Below are 7,769 nucleotides of genomic sequence, written 5' to 3' on the forward strand. Positions count from 1 at the left end.
GAGTCTGAAATGCTTCATGAACGACAAATTAATCAGGCTATGAATTCTGTAAAAGAAAGACAAAGTCATTACTGTAGTCATCTGTAATTCCAATTCGAAAGGAGGAATTCACATATGAAGTTTCACCTTTTCTTTTTAACGATTACGATTCAAAAAGAAACAATATCTCAAAATGAATTAAAACAAGAAAGACAATATAAACAAGTTATTGATGAAATTCGAGATCGTAGAAGCAAGTACTACACTCACCTTTAATCGTTTAACTATATAGAATTGAAAGGAGTCGATTATGATGTTGATAGCACGCTGTAAGGAAATAATTTGGATAGTTCAGAGGGATTCCACATAGTTTTATAGAGCTTATATCACACAAGTTTATCAATGAATTTGATGTATAAAAAATATATAATAAAATCAAATCAACCCACTTTTAATTATTTATTTATAAACAAAAGATACACCACTTAAAAAGCGGTGTATCTTCCTCAGTTTTTACTATTTTCGGTTACTTCTCTTCGTCTTAAACAATCTCACTAAGTTCGAAACAACTGTTTTTGTTACTGCATAAACTGGTACTGCTAAAATCATTCCGATAATTCCCGCAAAGTTACCTACCCCTAAAATTAAAATAATAATTGTTAGTGGATGAATATTTAATTTCGAGCTCATAATACGTGGTGAAATAATATTACTTTCAAACTGTTGTACAATTGTTACGATAATAATTACGTATAAGGCTTGCATCGGAGATACGAACAGTCCTACAATAACAGCTGGTGCTGCCCCGATAAATGGACCTAAGTTAGGAATGATGTTTGTAAATGCTGCGATAATTCCTAAAACGAAAGCGTACGGTAAATCAATAATTAAATAACCGATAAAAGTAAACGCACCTACAAATATACAAACGAGCGCTTGCCCTTGAATATATGCAGATAATGTTTCGTTCGTTTCCTTAATGATACGAAGCCCCTCTTCACGGTAAGACTCTGGTAATAAACTTACCGCTTTTCCTGGAAAGGCATGTCCATCTTTAAACATGTAAAATAAAATGAACGGTACAGTAAATACAACTAATGCAACGTTCGTGATAATACCAAATAAAGCCGTTGCACTCGACGTAATTGTATTTGGTATATCTTTTAAGTATTCAATCGCATTTTTTTCAATTGTTTCAATGGAAACGTAGTTTTGTGTAGATAACCATTCAAACAACCTATGATGTGATAATTCTTGTATGTATACTTTTCCCTCTTTTATGTAGCCTGGCATATTTTTTACTAAGTCCATTAGCTGTTGTGAAATCGTAGGAACAACTACTCCAACGCCAACCGCAGTTAATGTTATGATAAAAAGATATAACAGCAATATCGCTAAATTTCTAGGTACTTTTTTATTCTCCAAAAAGATTAATACAGGATTAAATATGAAGTATAAAAAAAGCGCGATTAAGATTGGGAAAAATAATGTTGATATGAAGATACCAATCGGTTGAAATAAAAATGATATTTTTGTGCAAATAAATATGATTCCTACAACCATTAGCACTTCTAATGTCCAAAAGTGCACTTTTGATTTCAAAAAAATGGCCTCCTTTAAACTAGCACTTCTCTTCATTGTACCAAAATAAGTATGAATTTCACATAATATTTTCCTTTACAATATTCCAAAATACCAATAAATACACTACAATGAGATTACATACAAATTTGCAGGTAAAGGTGATAAAAATGACACAATGCATCATTTGCAGAAAAGATACGAAAGAACTTAGTGAACAATATGTCATTCCAGAAATATTATGTGGATATTATTTCACAAACTCAATTTGTGATACTTGTCATGAACAAATGACAACAAATATTGATCGTCCTTTAATTAGGCATAAATTGAGTCAATTTAAGATTGAACAAATGAAAAGACAAATTGATTCCCCACTCTATACGAATGAGCACGGTGAGGAACTTGCGGCTGCTGAGACTGATGTTGTCGAAGTAAGCGACGAAATTCTTTATTCTAATGCATTAATTATGAAACTATGTAAAAAGCACGATATTTCCTTACATAATGAAATTTGGAAAGAGGAACGTGTAACGAAAGTAGCGAGTTCTATTCAACGTGAATTACTATTAGATAACCGTAAATATAAAATGAGTATATTAAAAATGGCTTATACATTCGCTGTACAAGCAGTTGATGGCTACTTTGAAGATCAAGATGCAATTGATATTTCTACCATTCTCTCAAATGCAGATTTCGTGGAACTAAAAGAAAAAAGCATTGTACGTGATTTAAGCAAAAGTTCTTTATGGAATACGCTAAATACAAGTAGTGAAAATCATTACTTTATTTTACTTAGCGATAAAGACGGTCTGTTTTGCTTCATTCGCTTGTTTGACATCTTTGATGTTGTCGTTCATTTATCAGAAAAAAGATTTGACCTTCCATCACCCATTGTCGGTGTAAATAATGTGAATACACAGAAATTTTATGTCCAAAGTTTAAAACAGTATATGGATGGGCTGTTCAAAGAAAAAGCACCTACTATATAATAGATACCAGAACATACGGTCTCCTTTCTTGATGAAAAGACACTGTGTTATAATGAGTATGAAAAGAACAATACAATCACATAAACCAATTATAAATTGTATATAAATAAAAAAGACTAGTGTGCGGCTACACACTAGTCCACGTAACTTAGCAGATTGGATTGTTCATTTATCCTATTTGTTTCTTACAAACAAAACAACCCACATTCTATAGGCATAGGTGGGTTGTTATTTTTTGAGCTTGTCTATTAAAACGACGACGAACGTTAACAATGCAACGAGAAACAGTCCACCCTGCAGTAGCAACGCTATTTCACTCACGTATTATCACCCCCCTCCTACTCGGAGAAGTGATAATTGAACAACCAACCGCACCTTAAGTTACCCTTTGATTTTACCATATTTTCTAATAATTTACGATGAAAACCCGCAAGCGAATAACTTGCGGATTTTTTATACCCTATTAACAGGCAGTAAACAAAATGAAGCAATAAATAAGTGAAACTTTATTTCTCACTATTTTTTTAATGCATATGCATCAGCAATCATTTCACCAACAATTTTATTTTCTTCTTTCTTCTTGTCTTTCAATAATGGGAATAACAATTCTGCCACTTCATACGCTTCTTCTAAATGCGGATATCCTGATAAAACAAACGTATCAATTCCTAACGATTCATATTCTTTTATCCTTTCTGCTACTGTATGCGGATCGCCTACAAGTGCAGTACCTGCCCCACCTCTTACAAGTCCGATTCCAGCCCATAAATTAGGGCTTATCTCTAACGACTCTCTCGTACCTTTATTTAAATGTGTCATCCGTTTTTGACCAACCGAATCATATCTTGCAAATGTCTTTTGAGCAAGCTCAATTGTTTCATTATCCACATATTGAATTAAATGTTCGGCCTCTTCCCATGCTTCTTCTTCTGTCTCTCTTACAATTACGTGTAATCTAATGCCAAATCGGACTGTACGCCCCTTCTCTTCTGCAAGTTTTCTTACTTCTTCTACTTTTTCTTTTACTTGCTCTGGCGGCTCTCCCCACGTTAAATATACATCACTATGTTCAGCTGCTACTTCTTTTCCAGCAGCTGATGATCCTCCGAAATATATAGGAGGATATGGCGTTTGAACTGGTGGGAATACAACTTTACTATCTGTAACTTGAATATGTTTTCCTTCTAAAGAGATCGTTTCACCTTGCAATGTCGATTTCCAAACTTTTAAAAATTCATCCGCTGCTTCATACCTTTCATCATGATCAAGATATAATCCATCTCCTTGTAGTTCAACTGGATCTCCTCCAGCTACTACATTAATAAGCAGTCTCCCATCTGAAATTCTATCAAATGTAGATGCCATCCTCGCTGCAACTGTAGGGGACATTAGTCCTGGTCTTACTGCTACTAAAAATTTTAGTTTTTCTGTTTCAGCAGCAAGAGCTGAAGCTAACACCCAAGGGTCTTCACATCCTTGACCAGTTGGAAGTAAAACACCCGTATATCCTAAATAATCAGCTGCCGCAGCAACTTGCTTATAATAACCATATTCAGCTCCTCTTCCTCGTTTTGTCGTTCCTAAATATCGACCATCTCCATAAGCCGGAATAAACCATAATAATTCCATGCCTTTACACACCCCTTATTTATTTTGAATCGTATACTAACACATTCTATATAAATTACCCCTAATAATTTATATGTTAATTCCCAGTCTCACCTTTAAAATTATCTCGCCATCTTAAAAACTTCGCTTCTAGTAAACGTACTAGAGAGTCAGAAAACTTCCCAACAAATGCAAAGATAATTATGCCGACAAATACGATATCTGTATTTGAAAATTGCCTTGCATCCATAATCATATAACCAATACCTTCTGTAGATCCCATAAGTTCTGCTACTACTAAACTCACCCATGCAACACCTAACGATAACCTTGCTCCTAGTAAAAGATTAGGCAATGCAGATGGTAAAATGAGTTTCGTAATTAGTTTTCTTTTGCTAAACTCTAACACTCTCGCAACATCAAATAACTTTGAATCCACACCTCTAATACCTAAAAATGCGTTTACGTATAAAGGAAAAAATGCACCATCTGCAATTAATAACACTTTCGATGTTTCACCAAAACCGAACCATAATACGAAAAGTGGCGCAACAGCTAGATGAGGTACAGTTCTTAACATTTGCACAGGTGGATCTAAATATTGCTCACTTCTCGTTGAAAATCCAACAATCGTTCCTAAAATGATTCCTAAGCCCCCACCAATAAAGAAACCAGCCGCAGCCCTGAATACACTAATACTTAAATGGCCGAATAACTCTCCTGTTTTAATAAGCTCTTGGAAAGCTAGAAAAATATCTAATGGTGTTGGTAAAACTGTTTTAGAAACAAGACCGAATACGCCAGCTAACTGCCAAATTATTAATATAATAACCGGTATAGTAATCGCCCTTACTAAAACTTTTACATTTAACTTTCGCACATTCTTAACTCTGTTTTTCTCAATCGTTATACTCGCTGGTTTAATAACAGCTTTCGTATTTTCCACTTTACAAAACCTCTTTTCACTTCGCTTTCAATGCTTTTTCTACGAAAGAATTATCTACAACTTTTTCCGCCTTAATTTCTTTCTTTATAGAACCGAGCTTATATTGAAAATCCGCTGTCTTTTGTTGTTCTGCTATTATTTCCTTCGTTACCGAAACTAAAATTGGTTTGTCGTGATTAAACACTTCTTTTACGATCTCCGCATCTATCTTTTTTACAGAAGTATATACTTTTATTGCTTCATCTAAGTTAGCATCTTGCCATACACGTGCTTTCTCATAAACTTTGAGGAATTTCTCAACTAATTCTGGATGTTCTTTCGCAAATTTTGTTCTCGTAATTAAAAATTCTGGTGAAGAGACATTTAATGTTTCACCGTCTGCAATCACCTTCGCACCTTTATTTAACGTATGTAATGATATGAAAGGGTCCCAAATCGCCCATGCATCTACTGATCCTGATTCGAATGCAGGCTGCGCTTCATCTGGTTGTAATTGAATGACATTTACCTCTTTTGCATCAATCCCTTCTTTATCAAGTGCTCGATACAATAAATTAAAGGCACTACTTCCTTTTGCTACTGCAATTTTTTTACCTTTTAACTCTTTTACACTCGCAATCTTGCTATCTTTTTGAACGAGAATTCCAGTTCCTTTTCTCGCATAACTTGTATTGGCGATTTCGGTAAATCCAATACCTGCTGCTTGCGCTGAAATGACTGGAGAATTCCCTACTTCACCAAAGTCTAATCGGTTTGATGCGATTGCTTCAAAATAAGGAGGTCCACTTTGGAACTCTGTCCATTTCACTTTAACTCCTTCTTTTTTAAACTCCTCTTCAAACCACCCCTTTTTCTTTGCTAGTAATAGCGGGCTTAACCCTTGCTGTATACCAATTTGTATTGTTACATCTTCTTTCTTACTACTTGCTGTACTTTTTTCACATCCTAATAAACATACTGATATAGCTAAAGCAAAAGAAAGAATTTTAAATTTTTTATACATATAAAATCACCCTTTTCCTATATACTTGTTTGAATCAACCCTCCATATTCAAACTGCTGTAATACTTTCGTTCGAAGTTGTTGGAACGATTGAGAAGTTTTATTTCGCGGATAAGGCAAATTATTTTCAATCACTTTATGTATTTTCCCTGGTTTTGCACTCATAATGATGATTCGGTTTGAAAGATATATCGCTTCGTCTATATCATGTGTAACGAATATCATTGTTGTTTTCTTCTGCTCCCAAATATTTAGCAATACTTCTTGTAAATGACTTCGAGTAAAAGCATCCAGCGCTCCAAAAGGTTCATCAAGTAATAATACATTTGGATCTCTTAATAACGCTCTCGCTATCGCAACACGTTGTGACATCCCGCCTGAAATTTCTTTCGGATACGATTTTTCAAAGCCATCTAACCGAACGATTTCAACCCATTCTCTCACCTTATCTTTCACATACTTATCTTTTAACGACAAATCTGCCGCTATATTTTCTTCAACTGTTAACCATGGAAAAAGCCTATGTTCTTGAAAAATAAAACCTTGTTTCTTGCTCGTTTTTAAGATAGGCTCCCCGTCAATAACAACTTCACCTTCAAAATCATTATCTAGACCTGCAACAATTTTTAGTAATGTACTTTTTCCGCACCCACTCGGACCAATTACTGTAACAAAATCCCCTTCCTCTAATTGAAAATTAATATTCTCTAGCACTTGAACCGTACCAGTTTGTTTCAAAAAATATTTTGATACCCCATCAATTGAAACAGTCATTTCTTCCCCTCCTTAAAATGATTCATATAAATGAACAGATTCAGTATTTGTGCAATAAAAAAACCAAAGGCATTTTATCTGTTGATAAAATGCCTTTGGTTTCTCCAATCAGCAATACGTTATGGAATTAAGTACATATTATACAAATATTTCCGATAAGTCAACTAGGTTTTATTAAAACATACATATGATTTGTTTGAACATTTTACTTTTGTTTATTTAAACGATATCGTTTACTTACTATTTTTTCTGATCTTTAATCCACTGTAACCAATAAGAAAACTCACACGCTAAATGCATTTGATGGGATTTAATTAGACTATTAGGACAAAGGGCTGGGAACTCAACAACTAGACTTACTTCTATCCCTGTATCAGTATCTTTAAATTGATGTCGAACTCCACCAATAGTAGTACCATCTTTCATACGTGCAACACCTGTTGATTGGTATTGATAAGATTTATCTCTCGGTGTTTTCAATCCGGTTTCGTCACCAAAAACAATGAAAAATTGAACTGGAAACGGAGAATTACCAGTAGTTTCGATAACCTCTAATTCATTTTCCCCAAAGGGTCTTAGTACATAGTGATCAGGACAAGCAGATAAATTCACTTTGTTATTTTCACGTGATTGTTCAAGCATCAAACTATCAATTCCATGTATAGCTACTTCTGCTGTAATCCCGTCTAAATAAATACTAGTTTTTGAAAATTTTCGTCTATCGCCAGATAAAAGAGTACAGATACGCATACCTAATGCACTTAATCTAAGTTTTGATTTCAACTTTTCGTACATTTCATTGTATGTATATCGCAACTTTATTTCCGTTAGCTGTTTTATCATGACGTCTGTATCATTTATTTCAAGCTCTTTATGTCCTAATGTAT

General features: G+C 34.2%; 10 protein-coding genes. 3 read left to right on the forward strand and 7 right to left on the reverse strand.

The features are described from left to right. Together MR107_RS28255 and MR107_RS28260 are read left to right on the forward strand one after the other, a co-directional pair. Nucleotides 1–87, forward strand: an 87-nt coding sequence (locus MR107_RS28255) for a YrzI family small protein (protein WP_242293015.1), incomplete at its 5' end; no start/stop codon positions are given. 27 nt (nucleotides 88–114) lie between these two features. Beyond that, nucleotides 115–255: a YrzI family small protein gene (locus MR107_RS28260; RefSeq protein ID WP_000668497.1), complete on the forward strand. Its 141-nt coding sequence runs from the start codon at nucleotides 115–117 to the stop codon at nucleotides 253–255. A gap of 240 nt (nucleotides 256–495) precedes the next feature. On the opposite strand, the gene MR107_RS28265 is transcribed toward MR107_RS28260, so the two are convergent. Then, nucleotides 496–1,581, reverse strand: coding sequence for an AI-2E family transporter (locus MR107_RS28265; protein WP_000837892.1), 1,086 nt, complete (start codon nucleotides 1,579–1,581; stop codon nucleotides 496–498). A gap of 149 nt (nucleotides 1,582–1,730) precedes the next feature. On the opposite strand from MR107_RS28265, the gene MR107_RS28270 reads away from it, so the two are divergent. After that, on the forward strand, nucleotides 1,731–2,552 hold the full coding sequence (locus tag MR107_RS28270; protein WP_000189709.1) for an HNH endonuclease: 822 nt from the start codon (nucleotides 1,731–1,733) through the stop codon (nucleotides 2,550–2,552). 228 nt (nucleotides 2,553–2,780) lie between these two features. On the opposite strand, the gene MR107_RS28275 is transcribed toward MR107_RS28270, so the two are convergent. The 6 genes from MR107_RS28275 to MR107_RS28300 all read right to left on the reverse strand — a co-directional run. Then, nucleotides 2,781–2,873 carry a putative holin-like toxin gene (locus tag MR107_RS28275; protein WP_001289320.1) on the reverse strand — a complete coding sequence of 31 codons (93 nt, stop codon included), beginning with the start codon at nucleotides 2,871–2,873 and terminating at the stop codon, nucleotides 2,781–2,783. A 195-nt stretch (nucleotides 2,874–3,068) separates the two neighbouring features. Further along, the gene (gene ssuD, locus MR107_RS28280) at nucleotides 3,069–4,181 is read right to left on the reverse strand and encodes an FMNH2-dependent alkanesulfonate monooxygenase (protein ID WP_086404892.1); all 1,113 of its coding nucleotides are present in this window, start codon (nucleotides 4,179–4,181) and stop codon (nucleotides 3,069–3,071) included. Nucleotides 4,182–4,257: 76 nt separating this feature from the next. After that, a complete protein-coding gene (locus MR107_RS28285) occupies nucleotides 4,258–5,106 on the reverse strand; it encodes an ABC transporter permease (RefSeq protein ID WP_048538286.1) in 849 nt (282 codons plus the stop codon). Nucleotides 5,107–5,122: 16 nt separating this feature from the next. Continuing rightward, the gene (locus MR107_RS28290) at nucleotides 5,123–6,109 is read right to left on the reverse strand and encodes an aliphatic sulfonate ABC transporter substrate-binding protein (protein ID WP_063245540.1); all 987 of its coding nucleotides are present in this window, start codon (nucleotides 6,107–6,109) and stop codon (nucleotides 5,123–5,125) included. Nucleotides 6,110–6,126: 17 nt separating this feature from the next. Then, nucleotides 6,127–6,882 carry an ABC transporter ATP-binding protein gene (locus MR107_RS28295; RefSeq protein ID WP_000218576.1) on the reverse strand — a complete coding sequence of 252 codons (756 nt, stop codon included), beginning with the start codon at nucleotides 6,880–6,882 and terminating at the stop codon, nucleotides 6,127–6,129. Nucleotides 6,883–7,122: 240 nt separating this feature from the next. Continuing rightward, nucleotides 7,123–7,769, reverse strand: a 647-nt coding sequence (locus MR107_RS28300; RefSeq protein ID WP_242293014.1) for a hypothetical protein, incomplete at its 5' end; no start/stop codon positions are given.

The organism is Bacillus cereus group sp. BfR-BA-01441 (assembly GCF_022663075.1).
Taxonomy (GTDB): Bacteria; Bacillota; Bacilli; order Bacillales; family Bacillaceae_G; genus Bacillus_A; species Bacillus_A cereus.